Source organism: Pseudomonas palleroniana (genome assembly GCF_022836895.1).
Taxonomy (GTDB): domain Bacteria; phylum Pseudomonadota; class Gammaproteobacteria; order Pseudomonadales; family Pseudomonadaceae; genus Aquipseudomonas; species Aquipseudomonas palleroniana.
On sequence record NZ_CP092411.1, the window covers coordinates 1,565,876 to 1,591,517 of the forward strand.

Annotated in this window: 24 protein-coding genes; 14 read left to right on the top strand and 10 right to left on the bottom strand. The window is 60.7% G+C overall.

Annotation, left to right across the window (positions count from 1 at the left end):
* Positions 1–73: 73 nt before the first annotated feature.
* Positions 74–1,036, top strand: coding sequence for a thioredoxin-disulfide reductase (gene trxB / locus MJP36_RS07065; RefSeq protein ID WP_034115064.1), 963 nt, complete (start codon positions 74–76; stop codon positions 1,034–1,036).
* Between the two features lie 204 nt (positions 1,037–1,240).
* Here trxB and MJP36_RS07070 read toward each other — a convergent pair whose 3' ends face one another.
* Genes MJP36_RS07070 through MJP36_RS07095 form a run of 6 tightly spaced genes read right to left on the bottom strand, consistent with a single transcriptional unit; the run spans position 1,241 to position 4,177 of the window.
* Positions 1,241–1,582, bottom strand: coding sequence for a HopJ type III effector protein (locus MJP36_RS07070; RefSeq protein ID WP_244385098.1), 342 nt, complete (start codon positions 1,580–1,582; stop codon positions 1,241–1,243).
* Positions 1,575–1,871: a DUF1244 domain-containing protein gene (locus tag MJP36_RS07075; RefSeq protein WP_060754384.1), complete on the bottom strand. Its 297-nt coding sequence runs from the start codon at positions 1,869–1,871 to the stop codon at positions 1,575–1,577. Before MJP36_RS07075 ends, MJP36_RS07070 begins: the two co-directional genes overlap by 8 nt.
* A gap of 25 nt (positions 1,872–1,896) precedes the next feature.
* Positions 1,897–2,268: a dihydroneopterin triphosphate 2'-epimerase gene (folX, locus tag MJP36_RS07080; RefSeq protein WP_003194073.1), complete on the bottom strand. Its 372-nt coding sequence runs from the start codon at positions 2,266–2,268 to the stop codon at positions 1,897–1,899.
* Between the two features lie 2 nt (positions 2,269–2,270).
* Complete coding sequence (folE, locus tag MJP36_RS07085; protein ID WP_090368599.1) at positions 2,271–2,831, bottom strand: GTP cyclohydrolase I FolE; 561 nt, start codon at positions 2,829–2,831, stop codon at positions 2,271–2,273.
* Positions 2,832–2,851: 20 nt separating this feature from the next.
* Complete coding sequence (folM, locus tag MJP36_RS07090) at positions 2,852–3,562, bottom strand: dihydromonapterin reductase (protein WP_060754382.1); 711 nt, start codon at positions 3,560–3,562, stop codon at positions 2,852–2,854.
* Between the two features lie 57 nt (positions 3,563–3,619).
* Entirely contained in the window at positions 3,620–4,177 is a 558-nt protein-coding gene (locus MJP36_RS07095; RefSeq protein WP_090368605.1) for an antibiotic biosynthesis monooxygenase, read from the bottom strand.
* Between the two features lie 212 nt (positions 4,178–4,389).
* On the opposite strand from MJP36_RS07095, the gene MJP36_RS07100 reads away from it, so the two are divergent.
* Complete coding sequence (locus MJP36_RS07100; RefSeq protein ID WP_244385609.1) at positions 4,390–5,349, top strand: MerR family transcriptional regulator; 960 nt, start codon at positions 4,390–4,392, stop codon at positions 5,347–5,349.
* Positions 5,350–5,351: 2 nt separating this feature from the next.
* Here MJP36_RS07100 and MJP36_RS07105 read toward each other — a convergent pair whose 3' ends face one another.
* Together MJP36_RS07105 and MJP36_RS07110 are read right to left on the bottom strand one after the other, a co-directional pair.
* Positions 5,352–5,957: a hypothetical protein gene (locus MJP36_RS07105; RefSeq protein WP_060754380.1), complete on the bottom strand. Its 606-nt coding sequence runs from the start codon at positions 5,955–5,957 to the stop codon at positions 5,352–5,354.
* A gap of 58 nt (positions 5,958–6,015) precedes the next feature.
* Positions 6,016–6,483: a PAS domain-containing protein gene (locus MJP36_RS07110; protein ID WP_244385099.1), complete on the bottom strand. Its 468-nt coding sequence runs from the start codon at positions 6,481–6,483 to the stop codon at positions 6,016–6,018.
* 128 nt (positions 6,484–6,611) lie between these two features.
* Here MJP36_RS07110 and MJP36_RS07115 point away from each other — a divergent pair, with 128 nt between their 5' ends.
* From MJP36_RS07115 to MJP36_RS07145, 7 genes are all read left to right on the top strand, one after another.
* Positions 6,612–7,067: a flavodoxin gene (locus MJP36_RS07115; RefSeq protein ID WP_060754378.1), complete on the top strand. Its 456-nt coding sequence runs from the start codon at positions 6,612–6,614 to the stop codon at positions 7,065–7,067.
* Between the two features lie 196 nt (positions 7,068–7,263).
* Positions 7,264–8,046 carry a class II aldolase/adducin family protein gene (locus MJP36_RS07120; protein ID WP_104994782.1) on the top strand — a complete coding sequence of 261 codons (783 nt, stop codon included), beginning with the start codon at positions 7,264–7,266 and terminating at the stop codon, positions 8,044–8,046.
* Positions 8,046–8,948 (top strand): alpha/beta fold hydrolase, encoded by a 903-nt coding sequence (locus tag MJP36_RS07125; RefSeq protein WP_198762552.1) that lies wholly within the window; start codon positions 8,046–8,048, stop codon positions 8,946–8,948. Before MJP36_RS07120 ends, MJP36_RS07125 begins: the two co-directional genes overlap by 1 nt.
* A 119-nt stretch (positions 8,949–9,067) precedes the next feature.
* A complete protein-coding gene (locus MJP36_RS07130) occupies positions 9,068–9,979 on the top strand; it encodes an SDR family oxidoreductase (RefSeq protein WP_244385100.1) in 912 nt (303 codons plus the stop codon).
* A 482-nt stretch (positions 9,980–10,461) separates the two neighbouring features.
* Positions 10,462–12,252 carry a DUF1302 domain-containing protein gene (locus MJP36_RS07135; protein ID WP_244385101.1) on the top strand — a complete coding sequence of 597 codons (1,791 nt, stop codon included), beginning with the start codon at positions 10,462–10,464 and terminating at the stop codon, positions 12,250–12,252.
* Positions 12,253–12,279: 27 nt separating this feature from the next.
* Positions 12,280–13,638, top strand: a complete 1,359-nt coding sequence (locus MJP36_RS07140; RefSeq protein WP_104994780.1) for a DUF1329 domain-containing protein — start codon at positions 12,280–12,282, stop codon at positions 13,636–13,638.
* Positions 13,639–13,804: 166 nt separating this feature from the next.
* Positions 13,805–16,300, top strand: a complete 2,496-nt coding sequence (locus MJP36_RS07145) for a LuxR C-terminal-related transcriptional regulator (protein ID WP_244385102.1) — start codon at positions 13,805–13,807, stop codon at positions 16,298–16,300.
* On the opposite strand, the gene MJP36_RS07150 is transcribed toward MJP36_RS07145, so the two are convergent.
* A complete protein-coding gene (locus MJP36_RS07150) occupies positions 16,297–17,172 on the bottom strand; it encodes a helix-turn-helix domain-containing protein (protein WP_244385103.1) in 876 nt (291 codons plus the stop codon). The genes MJP36_RS07145 and MJP36_RS07150 overlap by 4 nt on opposite strands.
* Positions 17,173–17,308: 136 nt before the next feature.
* On the opposite strand from MJP36_RS07150, the gene MJP36_RS07155 reads away from it, so the two are divergent.
* Positions 17,309–18,208 (top strand): DMT family transporter, encoded by a 900-nt coding sequence (locus MJP36_RS07155; RefSeq protein ID WP_090368620.1) that lies wholly within the window; start codon positions 17,309–17,311, stop codon positions 18,206–18,208.
* A 130-nt stretch (positions 18,209–18,338) separates the two neighbouring features.
* Here MJP36_RS07155 and norR read toward each other — a convergent pair whose 3' ends face one another.
* Entirely contained in the window at positions 18,339–19,889 is a 1,551-nt protein-coding gene (gene norR, locus MJP36_RS07160) for a nitric oxide reductase transcriptional regulator NorR (RefSeq protein WP_244385104.1), read from the bottom strand.
* Between the two features lie 147 nt (positions 19,890–20,036).
* On the opposite strand from norR, the gene hmpA reads away from it, so the two are divergent.
* The 4 genes from hmpA to cyoB all read left to right on the top strand — a co-directional run bounded on the left by hmpA (position 20,037) and on the right by cyoB (position 25,642).
* Positions 20,037–21,218 carry an NO-inducible flavohemoprotein gene (hmpA, locus tag MJP36_RS07165; RefSeq protein ID WP_060754369.1) on the top strand — a complete coding sequence of 394 codons (1,182 nt, stop codon included), beginning with the start codon at positions 20,037–20,039 and terminating at the stop codon, positions 21,216–21,218.
* 161 nt (positions 21,219–21,379) lie between these two features.
* The gene (locus MJP36_RS07170; RefSeq protein WP_060754368.1) at positions 21,380–21,886 is read left to right on the top strand and encodes a disulfide bond formation protein B; all 507 of its coding nucleotides are present in this window, start codon (positions 21,380–21,382) and stop codon (positions 21,884–21,886) included.
* Positions 21,887–22,678: 792 nt separating this feature from the next.
* A complete protein-coding gene (cyoA, locus tag MJP36_RS07175) occupies positions 22,679–23,620 on the top strand; it encodes a ubiquinol oxidase subunit II (protein ID WP_060754367.1) in 942 nt (313 codons plus the stop codon).
* Between the two features lie 3 nt (positions 23,621–23,623).
* On the top strand, positions 23,624–25,642 hold the full coding sequence (cyoB, locus tag MJP36_RS07180) for a cytochrome o ubiquinol oxidase subunit I (protein WP_060754366.1): 2,019 nt from the start codon (positions 23,624–23,626) through the stop codon (positions 25,640–25,642).

Sequence of the window (25,642 nt, forward strand, 5' to 3'; positions counted from 1 at the left end):
CCTTCCCCAAGTGCTTCGCGGTCCTTTTTTATTCCAGCCGCCTTGTTGTCCGGGCGGTCGACAGGAGTGAGTCATGTCTGATACCCGTCATTCGCGAGTGATTATTCTCGGTTCCGGCCCTGCCGGTTACAGCGCTGCCGTCTACGCTGCCCGGGCCAACCTCAAGCCGCTGCTGATCACCGGCATGCAGGCGGGCGGTCAGTTGACCACCACCACTGAAGTCGACAACTGGCCGGGCGATGTCCACGGCCTGACCGGCCCGGCGCTGATGGAGCGGATGAAAGAACACGCCGAGCGTTTTGAAACCGAGATCGTGTTCGATCACATCAACCAGGTCGATTTTTCCAAGAAGCCTTACAGCCTGACCGGCGACAGCGGTGTCTACACCTGTGACGCCTTGATCATCGCCACTGGCGCCAGCGCCCGTTACCTGGGCCTGCCGTCCGAAGAGGCGTTCATGGGCAAAGGCGTTTCCGCCTGCGCGACCTGCGACGGTTTCTTTTATCGCAATAAACCGGTCGCCGTTGTCGGCGGCGGGAACACGGCCGTTGAAGAGGCGCTGTACCTGGCCAACATCGCCAGCACCGTGACCCTGATTCACCGCCGCGAAACCTTCCGCGCCGAGAAAATCCTGATCGACAAGCTGCATGCCCGTGTCGCTGAAGGCAAGATCATCCTCAAGCTCAACGCCACCCTGGACGAAGTCCTGGGCGACAACATGGGCGTGACCGGTGCGCGCTTGAAGAACAACGACGGCAGCTTCGACGAGCTGAAAGTCGACGGCGTGTTCATTGCCATCGGCCATACGCCGAACACTTCGTTGTTCGAAGGCGTGCTCGAAGCCAAAGATGGCTACCTGGTGGTGCAAGGCGGCCGTGAAGGCAATGCGACTGCGACCAACATTGAAGGTATCTTCGCTGCCGGTGACGTGGCCGACCACGTGTACCGCCAGGCCATCACCTCGGCCGGTGCCGGTTGCATGGCGGCCCTGGATGCCGAGCGCTACCTCGACGGCTTGAAGGACGCTTCGTTCTAACCAACGCCGCAAAACCAATGTAGGAGGGGGCTTGCTCCCGATGGCCTGCGCAGCAGGCCCAGCCTTTTCAAACCCAAAGCTGGGGCCGCTTCGCGGCCCATCGGGAGCAAGCCCCCTCCCACATGTTAACCATCGTCCGCTCTATCGCTTAACTGACTGGCATTTTAGGGCTTGTCCCCTCCCACATTTTGCTTAATGCCTGACTCAGGTGCGGCGAGTCAGTGGCTGTGCGCTGAACTTCACACCGGCCAAGCCGTTGGCGATCAACGCACGGATGTTGCCATGGTCGCTGCCCTCAGGCGTCGCCACGACCGAGCGGTAATGCTCACCAAATGCCAGCAGTGCTTCCTGATCGCTCAAGCCCTCCAGCAGGGCCAAACCCAGCGTCTTGCACGACCCTTCGTTCTGCCCGGCCGCGTTTTCCACGTTGCCGTTGGTGAACGCTTGCGGCTGGTAGTCATAACCGGCAGCGACAAACGCCAAGGTATCGGCAAAAGCATGTTCGCCGCTGTTCAGGCTGGCACGCAGGGTATTCAAATCAGTCATGGGGTTTTCCTTTGGCGAACGCCGCTTGTTGGTCGGCGTTGGCTTCTTTCTGGTATTGGGCTTTCCACTCGGCATACGGCATGCCGTACACCACTTCACGCGCGTCATCGAGGCTCAGCTCGATCCGGCGCTCGTCAGCCTCGGCCTTGTACCATTTGGAGAGGCAGTTACGGCAGAAGCCGGCGAGGTTCATCAGGTCGATGTTCTGCACGTCCTTGCGGCTGTCCAGATGGGCCACCAAACGGCGGAAGGCGGCGGCTTCGAGTTCGAGACGTTGTTGATCGGTCATAGGGTTCACGCAGATTCAGGGGAGGTTAACGGCTGGCCGCCAGGGTAATCGACACCGATTCGGCAAAACGCAGCGCATGCGGCTTGTCCACTTCGACTTCGGCATACAGCACCGATTCGTTACTCATCACCAGATCCAGCAGTTCCTGAGTGAGGCGCTCCAGCAAGGCGAAGCGATTGCCTTCGACGTGGGCGATGATGGCCTTGGTGATGGTGCGGTAGTTCAGCGCGTGGTCGATGTCGTTGTCACGCACGGCTTCCTGGGCGGCATACAGGATCGTCAGGTTGATCAGCACATCCTGCTTGTTGAGGATTTCGTCCTCGTTGATACCGATAAATGTGCGCAGGCACAGGTCCTTGACCCGGATGCGCGCCATGCCTGGTTGAAGTTGTGGCATTGCTATTTGCTCCGTCCAATCAGTTGCAGGAACTCCATGCGCGTGGTGTTCGACTCGCGGAACGCGCCGAGCATCACCGAAGTGTTCATGGTTGAGTTCTGTTTCTCCACACCGCGCATCATCATGCACATGTGCTTGGCTTCGATCACCACCGCCACGCCGGCGGCCTGGGTGACCTGCTGGATCGCGTCGGCAATTTGCCGCGTGAGGTTTTCCTGGATCTGCAGGCGCCGCGCATACATGTCGACAATGCGCGCCAGCTTCGACAGGCCGAGCACCTTGCCGGTTGGAATATAGGCCACATGGGCTTTGCCGATAAAGGGCAACAGGTGGTGCTCGCAGAGTGAATACAGCTCGATGTCCTTGAGGATCACCATCTCGTCGTTATCGGACGCGAACAGTGCGCCATTGACGATCTCGTCCAGGTTCTGCTCGTAGCCGTGACACAGGTACTGCATGGCCTTGGCGGCGCGCTTGGGCGTGTCGAGCAAGCCTTCGCGCTGCGGGTCTTCGCCCAGGCCCTTGAGGATCTCGCGGTAATGGTGGGGCAGGGATAAGGTCATACGACATCCTCAAAAACGGCTTACTTGATATGCCGCCCACCGTTGACGGTCAGGGTGGTTCCGGTGACATAGGGGTTGTCCAGCAGGTAACGCAGGCTCTGGTAGATCACCTGCGGTCCAGGTTCGATGCCCAGAGCGGACTTGGCCAGCACCTTGGCGCGGTAGGCGGCGTCGTCGTCCTCGTTGAACATTACCATTGCCGGGGCGATGCCGTTGACCTTGATCAGCGGCGCGAACTGCGCGGCAAACGACAGCGTCAGGCTGTCGAGCCCGGCCTTGGTGGCGCAGTAGGCGATATGCTGGCGACTGCCCTTGCGCACCACATCATCGCTGATATGCACGATATCGGCAGGCGTCGAGCGCTGCAGCAACGCTGAACAATGCAGGTTGATCAGGTAGGGCGCAAGCATGTGCACGCTGAACATGTCCTGCAAGGCGCGGCTTTCATCGCCTGGCGTCTCCGCGATCCATGCCGAGGCGTTGTGGACGATCGCACGCAGGCTGTCGGTGTGAGTCTTCAACTGCGCGATAAACGCAAGAATCCCGGCTTCGCTGGAAAAATCGGCAAACAGGCCGATCGCGCCACGCTCGCGCAACGTCTCGATGCCTTCGCGCTCGCTGCGGTAGCTGAACATCACCGGGTAACCGTCATCCAGCAGGCGCTCGGCGCAGTGCAGGCCGACGCGCTGGCTGGCGCCGGTGATCAGGATCGGGGCGTTGGTTGCAGTCATGGGGGGACTCAAATCGCTGGCAGGTTGAAATGATACCAGCGACCGGCCCCCCTGTACTCACGCGGCGGCTTCAGTGGCCTTGCGCGGTGGCGTGGGATGTAGCCAGTTTGCCAGCAGGTGGGTCGACAACGGAATAAAGCAGTAAACCATCAATGGCGTGAGTGCGGCCGTGCTGACCAGCACGCGGCTGAACAGGTCCAGCTCGCTGAGCAATGGCCCAAGGCCGAAATTGAACAGCAGTGACACCGGGAAGAACGCCAGCCAGATAGCCACCGCCTGTTTCCAGCGGGGAGGGCGTGCGCCCGCGGCGCCGAACCAGCCATCAATACCTCTGACGCGATGCTCGGACGGGTCGGCAAACAGCTCGCTGCCACGGCTCAACCAGGCACTGCGCGAAGCGGAGAACTCCCAGGCATGCAGGGTTTTTTCGTCGGCGAAGCGGAAGATGATCTGAAATTCGTCATCATTGGGTGGCGGGGCCAGTACGCCGGAGCCCAGGTAACCCGGGAAGTCGGTGGCCAGTTGCTCGCCTTCGCGCAGCCAGGCCATCAATTCTTCGTAGCGTCCTTTGGCCACGCGACGCGCGACCATCAAGGTAACGGGGGAGGTAGACATTGTGTATCTCCAGATAACGGGTGCGCGGCACCGGGTAGGTGGCGCACGAACGAAGCTGCGGGGGTGTTGCAGCTACGTGGAAAAAACAGGCAAGGATTATTCCTGTTTTGCAAAAATGCGCCAGTGACATTGGTCTGAAGGGCACACACCTTGAAAAAGACAGTTCTAAAGGCGTTAAATGAATGCCCAGTTACCGTTGGTTTTTGTTCAAAATGCCCGTGAATACTGCTCCGATAGATAGCACTTCGCTTCTAGATCCGACCGATTCAGACCAGCTGTTTCCGATTCGTGAAGTCTCGAGATTGACAGGCATCAATCCGGTCACGCTGCGCGCCTGGGAGCGCCGTTATGGCCTGATTCAGCCCACACGCACCGAAAGTGGGCATCGGCTCTACTCCAGGAGCGATATTGAAACCGTTCATCGCATTCTCGATTGGGTCGGACGCGGTGTGGCAGTGAGCAAGGTGGGCAAAATCCTCGCGCGTGACGAGCAGCAGGCAAAAGTCGTACGTTCCGAGCGGGGCACGGTCGAAAACGCAGAATGGTCGCAATGGCAGGCACGCCTGATGCAGGCCGTCAGTGTTTTCGACGATCGCGTGCTGGAGCAGTTGTATGGCCAGATCCTGGGCACCTACCCCCTCAGTGTGGCGTTCCAGAACATCCTGATGCCGCTTTGGGGCGAGCTGCTGCATCATCAGAACCAGTTCGGTCAGGCCAGCGAATGGTTGTTCTACGATGCCTTCCTGCGCCTGCAGGCCCTGCAGCGCCTGCAGGTGGCCTGCGCCTCTTCGGCGCCGCGGGTGGTGATGGCCGCGATTCCCGGCGAGTGTCGTAAATTGGAGTTGCTGGTCGCGGCATTACTGATCAGTCGTGATGACTTGGCCATCAAGGTGCTCGCGATGGGCCAGCCTTTTGATGAGTTGACACTGATCTGTGAGAAGACCCATCCGCGCGCGCTCGTTGTCTTCTCCAACCATTCACAACGGCATGACCTGCACAAGCGTCTGAACCGATTGGCGTTGACGCTCGATTGCCCGCTGTTTCTGGCCGGTGCGGCTTCGGAACTGGCCGAAGACGACCTCGCAGGCTCCTCCATCGGCTGCCTGGGCAACGAAGGGCGCTTGATGCAGCGCCGCTTGCAGCAGTTCCTCAACGGGCAGTTGGATACCTGAAGTCAGGCATGTACGTGGGGGTGGACCAGGCGATGCTGATGCAGGATGAACTGGCGCAAGCGCTCGATTTCATCCGCGTTACTCTGGTTCAAGCGATAAGCGAACAAGCCCCGGGCGGTTTCCCGCTCCAGCGCGCCACGCAAGGCAATGCGTTCGTAACCTGACGGGCTGAACCACAGGGAAAAGGTTTTCGGCGGCTTGGCCCGGCCTCGAAACTCCACCAGCACACCCTTGAATGACACCTCATGCACCCAGAGCGCTCCCGGGTTGCCGCGTACATTTTCCAGCGGCACCGGTGCTTCAAGGGCCAGGCGCCAGGGGCGGACCATCGGCCCATCTTCGAAAATGCTCGGCACGCCCAGGCGCAGATGCACCGCATGAAACTCGTCTTCAACCAATTGCAGGGGAAAGGTGAGCTGCTGGTTGTCGAACTGCGCCTGGATGGTGACATGGTCATGGGCGGCCAGCCGCGTGAGCAAATCGCGGATCTGTGCACCGCCATTGACGGTCAGGCTCGACCCGGCATCCCGCAAGTTGAGTTGCGGGTTGTGTTGCATATCTTGGATGAAATCCAGTTCGTCCTGCGTCAAGAGAGCGTCGCGGTGCATTGATGTAGCTCAAGGGTGAGGCATTAAAAAGCCATTATCGCTCTAAAGACTGCATTTTTTACAGTTTGTTAAATCCACTCGTCGCCTTGAGCGCCGCCAGCTCGCGTTTAAGCTCGGCCACCTCGGCTTCCAGCTGTGTCACGCGCTGTTGGGCTTTGACTTGGGTGGTGACGTCTTTTTGCACGCCGACGAAATAGGTCTGCTTATCCGCTTCGTTGTACACCGTGGAAAGCGACAACTCGTTCCAGAAGTGGGTGCCGTCCTTGCGGTAGTTGCGCAGGATTTCGCGGCAGGCACCGCCGTTGTCGAGGGCTTCACGAATGGCCATCAGGGCGGGTTGGTCGCGGTCACCCGACTGCAGGAAACGGCAGTCCTGATACAGGATGTCGTCCAGCGCGTAGCCGGTCAGGCGCTCGAACGCCGGGTTGACGTAGATCAGCGGCTTGTCCTTGCCTTCGCGTTCGGCGACGACGATACCGTCGTTGGAAGCGTTGACCACCATTTGCATCAGCTTGGCGTTAATCATCGAGCGGTCCGTGGCGTGTTCTGGAGTTTGGAGTTTATGGCAAGTCTTGAATGTTGCACGTGGCGCGCTGAAAAATTTGCGCCTACTGCTAATATCCCACGCTTTCGCTCAATGACAGGATCAGATTGATGAAAGTCGCCATCCTTTCCGGCTCGGTGTACGGCACGGCTGAAGAAGTCGCCCGCCACGCCGTCGGCATCCTCAACGCGGCCGGTTTTGAAGCCTGGCACAACCCTCGCGCCACCCTGGCCGATGTGCAGGCGTTTGCCCCCCAGGCGTTTCTGGCGGTGACCTCCACCACCGGCATGGGGGAATTGCCCGACAACCTGCAACCCCTGTATTCGAGCATTCGCGACCAGTTGCCGGCGGCCTGGCGTGGCTTGCCCGGCGCCGTGATCGGCCTGGGCGACGCCAGTTATGGCGACACCTTCTGCGGCGGTGGCGAGCAAATGCGCGAGCTGTTCGGCGAACTGGGCGTACGTGAGGTACTGCCGATGCTGCGCCTGGACGCCAGCGAAAGCGTGACCCCGGAAGCCGACGCCGAACCGTGGTTGGCCGAGTTGATCATCGCACTGCGCGGCTGATCGCAAGCGCGCAACAATGCCAGCGTCCGCCGCGCCTTTATTGGCGGCGGTTCTCTGACACGACTTGTACTATTCTCATGGCTGACTCGTTCAGTCATCAAGCTGGCTGGCAAGGCGACTCCGCACGCCACGACGCCTGACTAGACTGGCCCCTCACTCAAAAAATAATAAGAAATGCACCAAGGAGGTCGTTGCCGTGAGCCTAGCCCCTGTTCAAGCGCCACAGAATGTCAAAGATCAGGTCAGCGCTGCCGAATGGCAGACCCGTGTCGACCTTGCGGCTTGCTATCGCCTGGTGGCGTTGCATGGCTGGGATGATCTGATCTTCACGCATATTTCGGCCAAGGTGCCGGGCACCGATGATTTCCTGATCAACCCGTACGGGCTGATGTTCCACGAAATCACGGCGTCGAGCCTGGTCAAAGTCGACCAGGCCGGCAACAAGCGGATGGACAGCCCCTACGAGATCAACCCCGCGGGCTACACCATCCACAGTGCCATTCATGAGGTGCGCCACGACGTGGTGTGCGTATTGCACACCCACACTGCGGCCGGTGTTGCCGTCGCTGCGCAGAAGCAGGGCGTGTTGCCCATCAGCCAGCAATCGTTGTTCGTGCTGTCGAGCCTGGCGTATCACGCCTATGAAGGTGTGGCGCTGAACCACGAGGAAAAGGCCCGCCTGCAGGCCGACCTGGGCGAGAACAATTTCCTGATGCTGCACAACCACGGTCTGCTCACCTGCGGCAGCAGCATTGCCGACACCTTCCTGATGATGTTCACCTTCCAGCGCGCCTGCGATATCCAGGTACTGGCGCAAAACGGCGGCGCCGAATTGATTGCCATCGAGCCGCAGATCCTTGCCGGGGCCAAGGCGATGGTGGCAGCAGTCACAAAGAGCGCACAAGGTATGGGCGGTGCACTGGCCTGGCCGGCCTTGTTGCGTAAATTGGACCTGCAGGACCCTGGGTATAAAAGCTGATGCCTCTTGCCGAAATCCCCCTCAGAGCCTGGCGCAAACGTAGCCAGGAGTTCGTCTTTCGTGGCTACTCGATTCGTTATTGGGTGGCCGGGCAGGGCGAACCGCTCTTGATGATCCATGGCTTCCCCACCGGTAGCTGGGACTGGCATTACCTGTGGCAGCCCCTGGCGCAGCGCAACCTGGTGATCGCCTGCGACATGCTGGGCTTTGGCGATTCGGCCAAACCCCTGGACCACGACTATTGCCTGTTGGAGCAGGCGGATCTGCAGCAGGCATTGCTCGAACACTTGGGAATAGAGCAACCCGTGCATGTGTTGGCGCATGACTATGGCGACAGCGTCGCCCAGGAATTGCTCGCCCGCCACTACGAAGGTCGGTTTCAGATGGCCAGTTGCGTGTTCCTCAATGGCGGGCTGTTCCCGGAAACCCACCGCCCGGCCCTGGTGCAGAAATTGTTGCTCAGCCCCCTTGGCTGGATGATCGGCCGTGCCTTTGGACGCAATGCGATGGCCAACAGCTTCAACCAGATTTTTGGCCCGCACACACGGCCCAGTGAAAGCGTGCTGGATGATTTCTGGAGCCTGCTCAATTGCAACGACGGCCCGCGTATCCTGCACAAGCTGATCGCCTACATCCCGCAGCGCCGCCGCCTGCGTGAGCGCTGGGTGGGCGCGATGCAACGTGGCGAGGTGCCCCTGCGCGTGATCGACGGCGAGGTCGATCCCATCTCCGGCGCCCACATGGTGGCGCGTTATGAGCAGTTGGTGCCCCATGCCGATACGGTGTTGCTGGCCAACATCGGCCACTATCCGCAGATCGAAGCCCCCGTACAGGTGCTCAAACACTATTTGGCGTTTCGCGAGCGTATTGGCCCGTCTGAGTCGCGTGCGGCCTATTCCTGAGCGGCGCAATCATCCCGCTGCCTTATCGCGCACCATTCAGCCCCGGCCGACTTTATTGTGACCAGAGGCTGGGTGCCTGACACTCAGTCCATTGCCCATTGTCGCCAGCGGAGTTCGGTATGAGTGAATCAGTGCAGTTCCAGGATAAGGTCGTGATCGTCACCGGTGCCGGCGGTGGGTTGGGCCGGGCCCATGCGCTGCTGTTCGCTGCACATGGGGCCAGAGTATTGGTCAATGACCTGGGCGGCTCGGCCCAGGGCGAAGGCGCCAATGCCTCGGCGGCCGATCGGGTGGTGGCTGAAATCCGTGCGGCAGGGGGGATTGCCGAAGCCAACCATGACTCCGTCACCGACGGTGACAAGATCGTACAGAACGCCCTCGACGTTTTCGGCCGCATCGACGTGGTGGTGAACAACGCCGGCATCCTGCGCGACAAGACCTTCCATAAAATGGACGACAGCGATTGGGACCTGGTGTATCGGGTGCATGTCGAAGGTGCCTATAAAGTCACCCGCGCCGCCTGGCCGCATCTGCGTGAACAAGATTACGGGCGGGTGATTTTCACCGCCTCCACTTCAGGTATCTACGGCAACTTCGGCCAGTCCAACTACGGCATGGCCAAGTTGGGCTTGTACGGCTTGACCCGCACCCTGGCGCTGGAAGGGCGCAAGAACAATATCCTGGTCAATGCCATTGCGCCCACCGGCGGCACGCGCATGACCGAAGGGCTGATCCCGCCGCAGGTGTTCGAGCGCCTCAAGCCGGAGCTGGTCAGCCCGCTGGTGGTGTACTTGGGCAGCGAGGCCTGCGAGGAAACGGCCGGGTTGTTCGAAGTGGGGGGCGGTTGGATCGGCAAAACCCGCTGGGAGCGCAGCCTCGGGGTGGGCTTTGACCCCGACGCCGGCTTCTCACCCGAGGATGTCGCGGCGCACTGGGCGCAGATCTGCGACTTTGAAGGCGCCGCACACCCCAAGGACAATATCGAAGCCTTGAAAGAGATGATGGCCAACTTGCAGAAGTTCAGCCTCTGATCGTTGTTCGAAAAATATACAATCCAACGGGGCGCTGAGGGCGCCCCGTTTTATTGGGGGCATAAAAAAGGCCGCTGCAAAAGCAGCGGCCGAAGTAAGACGTTGGATCAAGGAGCGATAAATCAACGTCGGTGAACACCTGTAACAGATTGAATATATTAGCCAATCCGTTGAAATCAGACTTTTCTCCCGAAGGTGGGAGCGGGCGGTTTGCCCTGAAAGCCCGCTTAGAATAATCCGTTGTAACTAAATGAGTAATAGCGGATCGGGACAAGGACTATTACCGGATTGGCAACAGTTGTCGGTGTGCCATCCATCCCTCTGATAACGGGTCATCTACCCGATCCATGGCCCTGCCCGCAGCCCGGCCAGAGCGGCTGTTCATCCTTTCGAGCGACAACGCGAATACCTCCTTGGTGCGCTTATCCCTCCTGGCGAGCGGCAGTAGGGTGGAGCCTTCTGTCACTCACCGGGGAAGACGCATGACAAAAACAACAATGCGCGCCATCTTCACGCCACAGGCGCTCGCCGTAGCGGTTGCACTGGGCTGCTGTGCCCAGGCCCAGGCGGTTTCGTTCAATATTGGCGAGGTCGAAGGGCAATTCGATTCTTCGCTGTCGGTCGGCGCCAGCTGGGGCATGCGCGATGCCGACAAGAAGCTGGTCGGCGTTTCCAACGGTGGGACGGGGCAGGCGTCCACGGGGGATGACGGGCGGCTGAACTTCAAAAAGGGCGAAACCTTCTCCAAGATTTTCAAGGGCATTCACGACCTGGAGCTCAAGTACGGCGACAGCGGCGTGTTCGTGCGCGGCAAGTACTGGTACGACTTCGAACTGCAAGACGAAGACCGCGAATTCAAGCCAATCAGCAATAACCACCGCGACGAGGGCGCGCGCTCTTCCGGCTATGAGTTGCTCGATGCCTTCGTGTATCACAACTACTCCATCGGCGACCTGCCGGGCGCTGTGCGCGTCGGTAAACAGGTAGTGAGCTGGGGCGAGAGTACGTTTATCGGTAACTCGATCAACAGCATCAACCCCATCGACGTCTCGGCCTTTCGCCGTCCGGGCGCTGAAATCAAGGAGGGGCTGATCCCGGTCAACATGCTGTTCGCTTCCCAGAGCCTGACCAATCAACTGTCGGTGGAAGGCTTCTACCAGTTGAACTGGGAAAACACCGTGGTGGATAACTGCGGCACCTTCTTCGGCAACGACGTGGTTGCCCATGGCTGCAACAACAACTACACCGTCGGCAGCCCGGCGATCGCGCCGTTGCAGCCGGTGGCGGCGGCGTTCGGCCAGGGCTTCCAGGTCACCCGCGAAGGCGTGGTGGTGCAGCGTGCCAAAGACCGCGAAGCCCGCGATGGCGGCCAGTTCGGCGCGGCGTTGCGCTGGCTGGGGGATGACACCGAATACGGCCTGTACTTCATGAACTACCACAGCCGTACGCCCACCGTGGGAACGATTACCGCCAACACCAGCCTGGCGACCATCGGGCGTATCGCCAACGCTGCCAACGCGATTGCCCCCGGCTCCGGCGCGGGGCTGGCCCAAAGCACTATGCTCGGTCGTGGCCAGTATTACCTCGACTACCCGGAAGACATCCGCCTGTACGGCGCCAGCTTCTCCACCACCTTGCCCACCGGCACCGCCTGGACCGGAGAGATCAGCTACCGCCCCAACGCACCGGTGCAACTCAACACCACCGACTTGACCCTGGCGTTGGTCAACCCGATTGCCGGTAATACCGCTTCGCCGATCCGCAGCTCGTTCGGCTCTGACAACTCAGGCTACCGCCGCAAGGAAATCACCCAGATCCAAAGCACCATGACCCAGTTCTTCGACCAGGTGCTGGGCGCCGAACGCCTGACCCTGGTGGGTGAGGCGGCGTTCGTGCACGTCGGCGGCCTGGAAGCCAAAACCAAGCTGCGCTATGGCCGCGACTCGGTATTCGGTGCCTACGGGTTCCAGGGCGATACTGACGGTTTCGTCACCGCCAACTCCTGGGGCTACCGCGCCCGGGCAATCCTGGACTACAACAACGTGTTCGCCGGGGTGAACCTCAAGCCCAACCTGTCGTGGTCCCATGACGTCAGTGGCTACGGCCCCAACGGCATTTTCAACGAAGGCGCCAAGGCGATCAGCGTCGGGGTGGATGCGGACTACCGCAACACCTATACCGCCAGCCTCAGCTACACCGACTTCTTTGGTGGCGACTACAACACCCTGACCGACCGCGACTTTATCGCCCTCAGCTTCGGCGTGAACTTCTGATCTGGTTTTAAGGAAGGACAAGAACCTATGCGTAAGCTATTTGCAGTGATGGCGCTGAGTGTATTGGCCGCCAACGTGATGGCGGCGGTGTCGCCTGAAGAAGCCGCCAAGCTGGGCACGACCCTGACCCCGGTCGGCGCCGAGAAAGCCGGCAACGCCGATGGCTCGATCCCCGCCTGGACCGGCGGCATCCCGAAAAATGCCGGAGCGGTGGACAGCAAGGGCTTCCTGGCCGACCCGTTCGCCAGTGAAAAACCGCTGTTCGTGATCACCGCAGCGACGGTGGACAAGTACAAGGACAAACTCTCCGATGGCCAGGTGGCGATGTTCAAGCGCTACCCCGAAACCTACAAGATCCCGGTGTACCCCAGCCACCGTACGGTCAACCTGCCACCGGACATCTACGAGTCGATCAAGCGCAGCGCGCTGAACGTGCACGCCATCAACGACGGCAACGGCCTGGAGAACTTCACCGGCAACCGTTACTACGCGTTCCCGATCCCCAAGAACGGCGTGGAAGTGCTGTGGAACCACATCACCCGTTACCACGGCGGTAACCTCAAGCGCATCATCACCCAGGCCACCCCGCAGACCAACGGCAGCTACACGCCGATACGCTTCGAGGAAGAGGTGGCGGTACCCCAAGCGATTCCGGATATCGACCCGGCCAAAGCGGCCAACGTGCTGAGCTTCTTCAAGCAGTCGGTGACCGCGCCGGCGCGCCTGGCGGGCAACGTGCTGCTGGTGCACGAAACTCTCGACCAGGTGAAGGAACCGCGCCTGGCCTGGATCTACAACGCCGGCCAGCGCCGCGTGCGGCGTGCACCGCAGGTGTCCTATGACGGCCCGGGCACGGCCTCCGACGGCCTGCGTACCACCGACAACTTCGACATGTTCTCCGGCGCTCCCGATCGTTATGACTGGAAGCTGATCGGCAAAAAAGAGATGTACATCCCCTACAACAGCTACAAGCTTGATTCGCCGACCCTCAAGTACGACGACATCATCAAGGCCGGGCACATCAACCAGGACCTCACCCGCTACGAACTGCACCGCGTGTGGGAAGTGGTCGGCACCGTCAAGCCGAGTGAGCGGCACATCTACGCCAAGCGCCACATGTACATCGACGAAGACAGTTGGCAAGTCGCGCTGGTGGACCACTACGACGGCCGTGGCCAGTTGTGGCGTGTCGCCGAAGGCCATGCGCAGTTTTACTACGACCACCAGGTGCCGGCCTATACCGTGGAAACCCTGTACGACATCATCGCCGGGCGCTACATCGCCTTGGGCATGAAGAACGAGGAGAAGAGCAGCTTCGTGTTCGGCTTTGCGGCCAAGGCTGCGGATTACACCCCGGCGGCGTTGAGGTCCGAGGGCGTTCGATAATGCCTGTTTGAAGCGCAATAAAAATGTGGGAGGGGGCAAACCCCCTCCCACATTTGGTTTTATGCATGCCCGTCAATCAGCGTGCTGAATACTTCTTCAATAACCCCTCACCACAGGACTAGGGTAGGCCCCAGATCGCATAACAATAAAAAAGCAGGATGCAGCAATGACTGCCATGACACGCTGCCTGGACCGTCCTGGATTCATGCCCCGGCTGTCCGCCCATCATCTGTTGCGACCACGCCTGGCCGAGCCGTTGCTGGCCGCGTCGGCCCGGGTGAAGCTGCTGTGCGCGCCCGGTGGCAGCGGCAAAAGTGCGCTGCTGGCCGAGTGTGCCTTGCAGGCGCCGGCAGGCTGCCAGGTCTATTGGCTGCCCCTCAATGGCGCCGCGCTCACACCCTTGGAGTTCTGCCGGCGGTTGGCGCAGAACCTGGGCCTGCCCTTTAGCGACGAAGCTACCTTGTTGCTCGACCTTGGCCGCTGGCAGCCGCCGGGTTGGGTGTTCCTCGACGATTTTTGCCGTGTGCCCGCGCCCGAACTGGACGCCTTGCTTGACCGCCTGCTCAGCGCCGCCAGCCCGGCACTCACTTGGTGGCTGGGCGTACGGCGGCGCCCAGCGTGCAACTGGCCACGCCTGCTGCTCGACGATGAACTGTGGGAGTGCCACGAGCTGCTGTTCAGCCCAGCGGAAATCCAGCGATTGCTCGGCGCCGGGCCTACCCTTGAGCGTGTGATGCAGTTCAGTGGCGGTTGGTGCGCCGGGGTGCGCATCGCCTTGCTTGGCGACGGTCATCCCGACAAGACCTTGCTCGACTACCTGCAACATGAGCTATTCAGCACCCTGCCTGCTGAATTGGCCGAAGCCTGGCGCGTGCTGGCCCACATGCCACGCTTCAATCCGGGGTTGTGTGGGCACCTGTTCGGCTTCGGTGACGGTGACCGCTACCTGCGCGAGTTGCAGGCCCTCGGTGCGTTTATCCAGCCCTGGGAAGACACCCCGGACTGGCTGCAGGTATTTCCGCCTTTGGCGCGACTGCTGCGTGAGATGCCCTGGCCGGCCAAGCGCTCCTGGCATCGACGCGCCTGCCAGTGGTTCAGCGCAGAAAGCGACTGGCAAGCCGCGTTTGAACAGGCGCTGCTGGCCGAAGAGTACGAAGTGGCGGTCAGCCTGTTGCAGCATTTCAGTTTCGAGGATTTGTTCCGCGGGGAAAACGCCGTGCTGTTGTTGCGCCTGCACGAGCAGCACGGGGATGAATTGATGTTGGGCTCGGCGCAACGGGTCGGGCTGATGACGGCTGCCTTGCTGTTTGCCGGCCGCTTTGAACAAGCAGGCGTGTGTATCGACCAGCTCGCACGGTTTACGCCGCAGCCGACGGCGGCGCAACAGTGCCATTTGCTGGCCCGCTGGCAGGCCCAATGGGGCTGGCTGTTGCATTTGGGTGGCGATGCCGAGCGCTCCCGCGAGCATTTTCTGGAAGCGCTGCAAGCCTTGCCCGACAGCGCTTGGACCTCACGTTTGATGTGCCTGTCGGGCCTGACCCAGCAAGCCTTGCTGCGCGGCGAACTGGACGTGGCTCAAGCCTTGAATCGTGAAGCCCTGTGCCTGGCCCGTGCCCATGGCTCGCTGATCCTGGAGGCCCTGCTTGAGCTGGACCACGCTCAATTGCTGGAGCAGCGCGGTGCGCCCTATCGGGCCCAGAGCCTGCTGGAGACGGTACAGGCCATGCTGGTTCGCCAGCGGCTCAAGGCCGGGCCACTGGCCGGGCGTATCGCCCTGCGACGTGGGCACCTGGCGTTGCGCCAAGGGCACGACGCGCTGGCGACCGAGTGTTTCACCGAAGGGTTGAACCTGTGCCTGCACAGCCACGACAAGCGCGTGCTGTATGGATTTCTCGGCTTGGCGTTGCTGGCGGCCAACCATGGCGATTACGCCCAGGCCTTTATCCAGTTGCGTGACGCCGAACGGCTGATGCAGCAACGCCAGGTGCCGGACACGGTGTACCGCGCCGTGCTGTTGTTGGTCAGTGGGCATTTCTGGTTGCAGCAGGGGCGTGCCGAGTTGACGGTAGAGGCGGTGCGTCGGGTATTGCGTCACTTTCGTGGCCCCCAGGCTCGCCAGGCGCCGCCGGCCACCCTGGAACTGGTGCCGCGCCTGGAGTACCTGCTGGTGCTGGCCGAGGTCAAGCTGGGTTGCGCCGATCAACCTATCGCACGCCTCAATGCCCTGCTCGAGACCACTCGCCAACGCGGCATGCTGTGCCTGGAAACCGAATTGCACCTGGTGCTGGGTGAAGTGGCCTGGCAGTTGGGCGACCCGGCGCTGGCCCGCCATGCGCTGCAAACCGGGCAGGACCTGGCGCAGCGTTGCCAGGTGCAGCAGGCGCTGCGCGAGCTGCGTTTGCGCTCGCCTGGGCTGTTGAGCGAATTGGGCCTGGAGGCGCCAGTGTCACCAGCGGGCGCGGCGGATAACCCCCTGAGTCAGCGTGAGCTGGAAGTGTTGCAGTTGATCGCCCTGGGCAACTCCAACCTGGAAATCGCCGACCGACTGTTTATTTCCCTGCACACCGTCAAGACCCATGCCCGGCGTATCCATAGCAAACTGGGCGTGGAGCGACGAACCCAAGCGGTGGCCAAGGCCAAGACCTTGGGCTTGATGGCCTAGCTGCGCAAGGCCTGGCGGTATTCACCGGGCGTGGCGCCCAGGGCCTGGCGAAAACGATGGGTGAAGTGGCTGGCGCTGGAGAAGCCGCACATCCAGGCGATCTCACCCAAGGGCAGCGCGCCGCCGCGCAGAAGGGCTTGTGCACGCGCCAGGCGTCGCGCCAAGAGATACTGATGGGGCGGCAGGCCGAAACTCTGGCGGAACATCCGCGCAAAATGGTATTCCGACAGCGCACACAGCCCGGCCAGCTGGCCCAGGCTGATCGGGTCTTGCAGATGCTGGTCGATGTACTCGATCAACAACCGGCGCTGATGGGCCGCCAGCCCGCCTTTCAACCGCAGCCCGTCGCGTGCGCCAACCTGACTGAGCAGGGTGTGGCTGAGCATTTCATGGGCCAGGCTGCTGGTCAGCAGGCGTTCGCCGGGCTCATACCAGTTCAGGGCGATCAAGTGGTGAAAGCGGCGGGCCTGGGCGGCATCTTCCAGAAAGGTGCTTTCGCGCAGTTGCAGCGCGCGTGGCTCACGGTCAAGCAAGGTGACGCAGCCCAGGGCAAATTGCTCCGCGCTGAAATACACATGGGCCAGGCGAATTTCGCCGTTGATCACCCAGGCCGACTGATGCTCGGCGGGCAGGATGCACAGCTTGTCAGGCCCGCCCTTGGTGCCCGGCTGGTCACGCCGAAACGTGCCGGTGCCGCCGCCGATGTAGCAAGACAAGGTGTGATGGTCGGGCGCCTGGTAATCCTGGGCATCGTGGTGGTTGCTCCACAAGGCCGCGGACAAACCGTCACCGAGCTCGGCGCAGGCTTCCAGGCGTGCGTTGGGCGAGCGGTTAAGGGATTGAAAGACCTGCAGCGATTCCAGGGTTGGCATGGCGTATTCTCCGGCGCCTTGCATCCTACTCCGGGCGATCGGCGCTGTGATCCCACCGCCCGACAAAAGCGCAAGAATGTGCAAGCGCAGTTGCCAGGGAGGCGGCGACACTGTGGCTCAATCGACGGAGCCCGCTATGAACCTTTTCCTGTATTTACTCACGGTGCTGATCTGGGGCACCACCTGGATCGCCCTCAAATGGCAGTTGGGCGTAGTGGCGATTCCGGTGTCGATCGTCTATCGCTTCGGCCTGGCGGCGTTGGTGTTGTTCGCGCTGTTGCTGCTCAGCCGCAAGCTGCAGGTGATGAACCGGCGCGGACACCTGATTTGCCTGGCCCAGGGGGTGTGCCTGTTCTGCGTCAACTTCATGTGTTTTCTCACCGCCAGCCAGTGGATTCCCAGCGGGTTGGTGGCGGTGGTGTTTTCCACGGCCACGCTGTGGAACGCCTTGAATGCTCGGGTGTTCTTCGGCCAACGGGTCGCGCGTAACGTATTGATGGGCGGCGCGCTGGGGTTACTGGGCCTGGGCCTGCTGTTCTGGCCGGAGCTGGTCGGGCATACCGCCAGCCCGCAGACCTTGCTCGGCCTGGGCCTGGCGTTGCTCGGCACGATGTGTTTTTCGGCGGGCAATATGTTGTCGAGCCTGCAGCAAAAGGCCGGGCTCAAGCCGTTGACCACCAATGCCTGGGGCATGGCGTATGGCTCGGCGATGCTGGCGACCTACTGTGCCGTGCGCGGTATCCCATTCGATATGGATTGGAGTGCGCGTTACATCGGCGCGCTGGGGTACCTGGTGATTCCAGGTTCGGTGATCGGCTTTACCGCCTACCTCACGCTGGTCGGCCGCATGGGGCCGGAGCGCGCGGCGTATTGCACGGTGCTGTTCCCGGTGGTGGCGCTGAACGTGTCGGCGTTTGCCGAGGGCTATCAATGGACCGCGCCTGCGCTGATGGGGTTGGTGCTGGTGATGTTGGGCAATGTGCTGGTATTCAGAAAGCCCAAGCCGACATTGACTCCAGCGCGCGCCACTGCTTGAAGTAGTGAGCGGGCTTGCCCCGCGCTGGGGGGCGCAGCCGCCCTAACCCGGCCACCGCATTCTTTCAGACAGATATCCAGTGCCTGAGTTTGGGGCGGCTTCGCCCCCCAGCGCGGGGCAAGCCCGCTCACTACGGTTTGAGGCCCAGGCGTTTGGCTAGGCGGCCCAGATTGGCGCGGTCCAGGCCCAGTTCGCGGGCGGCGCCGGCCCAGTTGTGCTGGTGGCGCTCCAGGCAGGCGCTGATCAGCTGGCGCTGATAATGCTCGGTGGCCTGGCGCAGGTCGCCAGTCACCGTGGGGGCCGTTGCGGGTGGCGTTTCGACCTCAGGTGGCGTGCTGATGTCGGGCAAGTCCAGGTCCTGGGCACTCAGGCTCAGGATCTTCGGGCGTTCGCGACAGTTGCCCAGGGCCTTCAGGGCGCTGCGTCCGATCAAATGCTCCAGCTCGCGTACATTGCCCGGCCAGTTGTAGGCCAACAGCGCCGCCTGCGCGTCGCTGCTCAGGCGCAGGCTGCCCAGGCCCATGCGCGAGCGGTTCTGCTCCAGGAAGAACCCCGCCAACAGCAGCACATCGCGGCCACGCTCGCGCAACGCCGGCACTTGTAGCGGGTATACGCTCAGACGGTGGTAAAAGTCGGCGCGGTAACGGCCATTGCGGACTTCTTCGGCCAGGTCGCGGTTGGTGGCGGCGATCAGGCGCACATCCACCTGGTGCTCTTTGTCCGAGCCCAGGCGCTGCAACTGGCCGCTTTGCAATACGCGCAGCAGTTTGGCTTGTACGGTCAGCGACAATTCGCCCACTTCGTCCAGAAACAAGGTGCCGCCATTGGCCAGCTCGAACTTGCCCCGGCGCTCGTTCAACGCGCCGGTGAAGGCACCGCGCACATGGCCGAACAGTTCGCTCTCCACCAGCGTCTCCGGCAGCGCCGCGCAGTTGAGGCTTATCAGTGGTTTTTCGGCGCGCTGCGAAGCGGCGTGGAGGGCTTGCGCGACCAATTCCTTGCCCACCCCGGTTTCGCCGGTGATCAGCACGGTCAGGTCGCTGCTGCCCACCAGCTTGATTTCCTCCTCCAGGCGCTTGTGGGCCTTGCTCTGGCCGATCATTTCCTTGTGCTGCTGGCCGCTGGCCTGACGATAAATCTCGGCGCGCTGGTGCTCATCTTCGGCACGCAGGGCCAGGTGTTCGATACGTGCGGCGACGTTGACGGTGGCGGCCGCGAGGCTGGCGAAGGCTTGCAGGGCATCCAGTTCGACGCGCTCGAAGCGCTCGGTATCCAGGGCGTCGAGGGTCAGCAGGCCCCAGGGGTGATCGTCGACAAACAGCGGGCATCCCATGCAGTCGTGCACTTGCAGATGCCCATGCACGCCATCGACCAGGCCGTCGTAAGGGTCGGGCAGTTCGCTGTCGCTGTCGAAGCGGGTCGGGCCGGGGCTGCTCAACAGCACGGCAAAGCGCGGGTGTTCGCTGACCTTGAAACGCCGCCCGAGGGTATCGGGGCTCAAGCCGTCGACCGCCAAGGGCACCAGCCATTCGCCGTCCAGGCGCAGCAACGCGGCGGCATCGCACGGCAGCAGGGCGCGCATGGCTTGTAGCAAGCGGCGGTAGCGCTCGCCCTCAGGCAGCTCGCGGGACAAGTCGGCGACCAGAGGCAGCAGGGTCGTGAGCAACGATGGTGCAGTCATAATGACTCCTTGTAGTCCTTATGACTATAAGTTGTAGGAGGTCATACTGACTACAAAATATTTAACTCATTGAAAAATAACCAATAAAAAGTTGGCACGAATGCTGAGTAGGTAAGGGTAATCAGTAAGAAGACCCAGGAGTCAGCCATGCTTAGTGCCCAAGACCGTGCCATCGTGAAATCCACTGTGCCCCTGCTGGAAAGCGGCGGCGAAGCCCTGATTACGCATTTCTATCGCATGATGCTCAGCGAATACCCGCAGGTTCGCCCATTGTTCAACCAGGCCCACCAAGCCAGCGGCGACCAACCTCGGGCTTTGGCCAACGGCGTGTTGATGTACGCACGGCATATCGACCAGTTGGACCAACTGGGCGATCTGGTGGCGAAGATCATCAACAAGCATGTGGCCTTGCAGATTCTGCCGGAACACTACCCGATCGTCGGTGGCTGCTTGCTGCGCGCCATCGCCGAGGTGCTGGGCAGCGAGATCGCCACCCCTGAAGTGCTCAGTGCCTGGGGGGCGGCTTATGGCCAGTTGGCGGACATCCTGATCGGCGCCGAAGCCGCCATCTACGACGAGAAAGCCCAGGCCCCGGGCGGCTGGCGCGGTGCGCGGCCGTTTATCCTGGTCAAACGGGTGGAGGAGAGCGATGAGATCAGCTCCTTCTATTTCGCCCCGGCGGATAACGGCCCGATCCTGGCAGCCGCACCTGGGCAATACATCGGCATGAAGCTGCTGCTTGATGGCGAGGAAGTGCGCCGCAACTACTCCCTGTCGGCCCTGACCGATAAAGGCCTGTACCGCATCAGCGTCAAGCGTGAAGCCAATGGGCGGGTCTCCAATTACCTGCATGACCAGATGCACGTCGGCGCGACTATCGAGCTGTTCCCGCCGGCGGGTGAGTTCACCCTGGCGGCCAGCGACAAGCCGCTGGTGCTGATCAGCGGCGGGGTGGGTATCACGCCGACCTTGCCGATGCTCGAAGCGGCCCTGGCGACAGCGCGGCCGGTGCATTTTATTCACTGTGCACGTAACGGCGGGGTGCATGCGTTCCGCGACTGGGTGGATGGCCTGGCTGCCCAACATCCCCAGCTCAAGCGCTTTTACTGCTATGCCGAGGATGACGGCGTGAGCGCGGCGGCGGACAAAGTCGGCATGCTGACCCGGGAGCAACTGGCGGCGTGGTTGCCTGAGCAGCGTGATGTGGATGCCTACTTCCTGGGGCCTAAAGGTTTCATGGCGGCGATCAAGCGTCACCTCAAGGCATTGGGTGTGCCGGAGAAGCAAAGCCGCTATGAATTCTTCGGCCCGGCGGCGGCGCTGGAGTAATTTCGCGGGAACAACGCTGTTCAATGTGTGGGAGGGGGCAAGCCCCTCCCACATTTGGATCTCTATTTGCCCAGATTAATCTGCTGTTAACCCTTGTCTGTTTAAACCATTCCCTGTGTGTAAACTTGCGGCCATTGGCACAACGACAAAGGGAAACGGGGATGAGTGATGAATTGCGTTTAGGCAGGGAGCGACGCTTTCTGGTGTTGCTGGGCATCATCTGCCTGGCGCTGATCGGCGGGGCGCTGTACATGCAAGTGGTGCTGGGCGAGGCGCCGTGCCCGCTGTGCATCCTGCAACGCTATGCCTTGCTGTTGATCGCGGTGTTCGCGTTCATCGGTGCAGCCATGCGTACCAAGGGCGCGCTCACGTTCTTCGAAGGGTTGGTCGTACTCAGTGCGCTGGGTGGCGTCGCCGCCGCGGGGCATCATGTGTACACCCAGTTGTTCCCCGAGGTCAGCTGCGGTGTGGATGTATTGCAGCCGATTGTCGATGAACTGCCGCTGGCCAAGGTGTTCCCGCTGGGTTTCCAGGTCGATGGCTTTTGCAGCACGCCGTACCCGCCGATCCTCGGCCTGTCCCTGGCGCAATGGGCACTGGTGGCGTTCGTGCTTACGGTGATCCTGGTGCCTCTGGGCATTTACCGTAACCGTCAACGCAACCACTGAGTCGCTGACGAAAACGCCCCGGTTCTTCTTGAAGGAAGGCCGGGGCGTTTTGCTTTGTAGGGATTTTGTGAAACTGCCGTGACAAGGAGCAATTTCAGGTGCGCGCAGTGTGCGACATGTTGTCACACGGAGGCTGTCGCAGGACGTTTCCGAGCCGTGCCACAGGCCATTAAATTTGCGCCAAACGCGCAAATTGTGCTGTCAATTCGTGGCGTGTAAGACCGCGCAAAGCGTGCAGCGTTCGAGTGTCGGAGCGGTCTGCGAATGCCTTGTTTTATGGGCACTTGCCCGCGTTTGGCATGCCCTTACAGGCTGTAAGGGATGTGGCCCTTTGCCCAATAACACGGCAATTTTTGTGGTTTTTGTTGAGAATCGAACGCGATAAGATCGCGAACCGTTGCAAGAATGGTGAAGGATTATTGCTGTAATCGATAAAAATTATTTCTTTATAAGACATGGTTTATACATCGCTAGCTAACTACAATCGCCCGCACTGAATGTCCGGTGCTGTTCAATATTTGAGCATTGGAGCGGTCGAGGAGCAGATGGAAGGCTCTGTGCGACCCCAGGTTCCGGCAGCCTTTCAACTATCCGCACCAAATGGAATTGGTCTGTAACAAGGCCTTTAACCACGAAATCGAATAAGAACTCACTGCAGGTCCGTGAAACGTACATATATGACGTGATGGGCAGGCTCTTATTCAATCGAAGAGAAATGCCAACCCTTGGCAGGGTGAAGTGTTGGCGATCAAAACCCAACTGCATTGCGCAAGCTGCTTTAGAGGTCGTGAGATGAGTAAAAACAGGTACCCCCGATTACTAGGCTTTTTGCCGCTGCTTGGCATGTTGTTAATGCTGGGAGGCTGCAAGTGGACCTTGCTCGACCCAAAAGGACAGGTCGGTCTGGATGAACGAAACCTGATCATCACCGCCACCCTGCTGATGCTGCTGGTCGTGGTTCCTGTGATCATCATGACCTTCGCCTTCGCCTGGAAATACCGCGCGTCGAACACCAGCGCCACCTACGCGCCGAAGTGGTCGCACTCCACCAAGATCGAAATCGCGGTGTGGCTGGTCCCGATCCTCATCATCATTGCCCTGGGTTATGTGACCTACAAGTCCACCCACGCACTGGACCCATACCGTCCGCTGGAATCCGACGCCAAGCCGATCAACATCGAAGTGGTCGCGCTGGACTGGAAGTGGCTGTTCATCTACCCGGACCTGGGTATCGCCACCGTCAACAAGATCGTATTCCCGGAGCACACCCCGGTTAACTTCAAGATCACCTCCGACGCCGTGATGAACTCGTTCTTCATCCCAGCCCTGGGCGGTCAGATCTACGCGATGGCAGGCATGCAGACCAAGCTGCACCTGATCGCCAACCAGAAAGCTGAAATGGAAGGCATCTCCGCCAACTACAGCGGCGCTGGCTTCACCGGCATGAAATTCAAAGCGATCTCGACGAGCCAGGAAGATTTCAACGCCTGGGTAGCCGAAGTCAAGGCCGCACCTAAACAGCTTGATCAAGCTGAATACGACGCCCTGGCCAAACCAAGCCAGAACAACCCAGTCGCTCTGTACTCCACGTATGAGCCGAACCTGTTTCAGAAAATCGTCGACAAGTACGAAGGTATGAAGCCAGGCAAGCCGGTCAAGCACGAGAAGAAAGAAGTGGCCGTGGTTGAAGGTGCTGACACGGGCTCGCATTCAACTGCTGGGGCAGAGGAGTAAACGATGTTTGGTAAATTAAGTTGGGATGCGGTCCCGTTCCACGAGCCGATCGTGATGGTGACCATCGCCATGATCGCGCTGGGTGGTCTGGCACTGGTTGCAGGTATCACGTACTTCAAGAAGTGGTCCTACCTGTGGACCGAATGGCTGACTTCGGTCGACCACAAGAAAATCGGCGTCATGTACGTCATCGTTGCCATGGTCATGCTGCTGCGTGGTTTTGCCGACGCCATCATGATGCGTACCCAGTTGGCCATGGCCACCGAGGGTTCGCCTGGCTACCTGCCACCTGAACACTATGACCAGATCTTCACCGCTCACGGTGTGATCATGATCATCTTCATGGCGATGCCATTCTTCACCGGCTTGATGAACCTTGCCTTGCCGCTGCAGATCGGTGCGCGTGACGTTGCCTACCCGTTCCTGAACTCCCTGAGCTTCTGGCTGCTGGTTTCCGGCGTGGTGCTGATCAACGTTTCTCTGGGCGTCGGCGAATTCGCCAAGACCGGTTGGGTTGCGTATCCGCCATTGTCGGGCATTCAGTACAGTCCGGGCGTGGGTGTGGACTACTACATCTGGGCGCTACAGCTATCAGGGCTCGGGACGACGCTGACGGGGGTCAACTTCCTGGCCACCGTCCTGAAAATGCGCGCCCCTGGCATGAAACTGATGGACATGCCGATCTTCACCTGGACCTGCACCTGGGCAAACGTCCTGATCGTGGCTTCGTTCCCGATCCTGGCCGCTACCATGGCGCTGCTGTCGCTTGACCGTTACCTGGATTTCCACATTTTCACCAACGAACTTGGTGGCAATCCAATGATGTACGTGAACCTGTTCTGGGCATGGGGTCACCCTGAGGTGTACATCCTGATCCTGCCGGCGTTCGGTATCTTCTCCGAAGTGATCTCGACCTTTACCGGCAAGCGCCTGTTCGGTCACCACTCGATGGTCTACGCTTCCGGCGCGATCTCGATCCTGGGCTTCATGGTTTGGCTGCACCACTTCTTCACCATGGGTTCGGGTGCCAGCGTCAACGCCTTCTTCGGCCTGGCCACGATGCTGATTTCCATCCCGACGGGGGTGAAGCTGTTCAACTGGCTGTTCACCATCTATCACGGTCGTCTGCGCATGACCAGCCAGGTTCTGTGGACCCTGGGCTTCATGGTGACCTTCGCCATCGGCGGCATGACCGGCGTACTGCTGGCCATTCCGGGTGCTGACTTCGTACTGCACAACAGCCTGTTCGTGATCGCTCACTTCCACAACGTGATCATCGGTGGTGCGGTATTCGGCTACATCGCTGGTTTCGCCTTCTACTTCCCGAAAGCGTTCGGCTTCAAGCTGCACGAAGGCTGGGGCAAGGCTGCGTTCTGGTTCTGGATCTCGGGCTTCTTCGTTGCATTCATGCCGCTCTATGCTCTGGGCTTCATGGGCATGACCCGTCGTCTGAACGCCACTACCAACCCTGAGTGGGTGCCGTACCTGTACGTCGCCATGTTCGGTGCGGTAATGATCGCCGTGGGTATCGCCTGCCAGCTGATCCAGCTGTATGTCAGCGTGCGTGATCGCAAGCAGAACATGTGCGAATCCGGTGACCCATGGAACGGCCACACCCTGGAATGGTCGACCTCGTCGCCACCTCCGTTCTACAACTTCGCCGTGATCCCTACTGCGAACACCATTGATGCGTTCACCGAAGCCAAGGAAAACGGTACTGCGTACCAGAAGCCTAAGCACTACGAACCGATCCACATGCCAAGCAACACCGCCACTGGCGTGGTGATGGGCGGCCTGTTGACCGTATTCGGTTTCGCGATGATCTGGCACATCTGGTGGCTGGCAATCGTGAGCCTGGTCGGCACTATCGGTTACTTCATCATTCACGCTGCCCGTGATGATCAAGGCTACATGGTGCCGGTCGAGACGATCGAGCGCATCGAAGCCGAGCAGCACGCTCGCCTGGTAGCCGAGAAGAAGATTCCGGCCAACCGTGTAGAAACCTCGTTGGAACAGGCTTAA